The following is a 1183-nucleotide window of genomic DNA, read 5'->3' on the forward strand; positions in this document are numbered from 1 at the left end:
AGTTTCCTTTTCGCGACATACTCTGGAACACTCTGTAGTCCTTAAGTGTTTTCACCCACTTATTATGTTGATAATGCCAGCCTTGATCAGAATGTATAGTTGTTCTGTACTTTGAATCTTTTACAATTTCGAGGGCTTCCTCTAGTGGTTTGAGCGCTAATTCTAAGGTTGGGCGCATACTTATCCCATACGAAAGAACTTCACCATTGAACATGTCCATTATAGGATTGAAATACAGTTTTACAGCGTCTGAACACTTAAATTCTGTGATATCTGTTGTTAACTTTTGATAACACACATTTGTGTGAAAGCGACGCTTAATACGATTCTTGGCAACAGTTCCAACAGTTCCTTTGTAAGAACTGTACTTACGTGATTTTCTTCTGAACTTATCTCCTTTAAGTCCGAGTTTATTCATGATGCGTTGCACCTTCTTATGATTCACTTTAAAACGACGGTTTTTCAATTCCAAATGGATACGACGATAACCATAATTGCCATCATTCTCATCAAAAATGGATTGAATACATTCTTCAAGTTCCTGATCTGGGTTTTCCCTTTTCATCATGTTTATATGATAATGGTAGGAAGATTCAGGAATACCGACTATGTGTAAAATATCTTTTAATTTGAAGATTTCTTTGAGTTCGAATGATAACGCTGCTTGTGCTTTTCGAGATAGCTCTCCGGATCCATCTGAAAAGCTCGCAACTTTTTTAAGTATTCTACCTCTAAACGAAGAAGCTCGTTTTCTCTCTCCAATTTTTGTTCATATGTCATTTCTTTTTTTTCTATGTGTTTGTTTCTTTCGTTCTTTGCTTTATTAGACATAGGTGGCTGTCCTTTCGGTCTATCCAGGGCTTCAGCACCATCCTCCAACAAAGTCTTTTTCCAAGTAGTTATCATAGAGGGGTTTGTCAGCCCAAATTGAAGAGCTGTTTCCATTACTGAAGAACCTGTTCTTTTCATAAAGCTTAATACATCCAGTTTGAATTGAACAGGATAACCTTCCTTCCCCTTCTTTCTTTGTAATCCTTTCTTTCCGAATTTCTCATATAGTTTTACCCACCTCTTAATGACGGTACTACTTTTTATCCCATACTCCTTAGCCAAAAGGTTATATCCTAGTTTTCCTTCTTGATACTCTTTAACTAGCATTAACTTAAATTGTTCACTGTATTTA

General features: G+C 36.3%; 2 protein-coding genes. Both read right to left on the reverse strand.

Translation table 11 applies throughout. From position 1 onward, the window contains the following. Window positions 1–724 (reverse strand): IS3 family transposase (locus SAZ04_RS21495; RefSeq protein WP_332699519.1); only part of this gene is annotated, 724 nt, incomplete at its 3' end. Next, window positions 625–1183 (reverse strand): helix-turn-helix domain-containing protein (locus SAZ04_RS21500; RefSeq protein WP_332699516.1); only part of this gene is annotated, 559 nt, incomplete at its 5' end. The genes SAZ04_RS21500 and SAZ04_RS21495, both read right to left, overlap by 100 nt.

The sequence above is a fragment of the Halalkalibacter lacteus genome (genome assembly GCF_036663595.1).
Lineage (GTDB): Bacteria > Bacillota > Bacilli > Bacillales > Bacillaceae_D > Halalkalibacter > Halalkalibacter lacteus.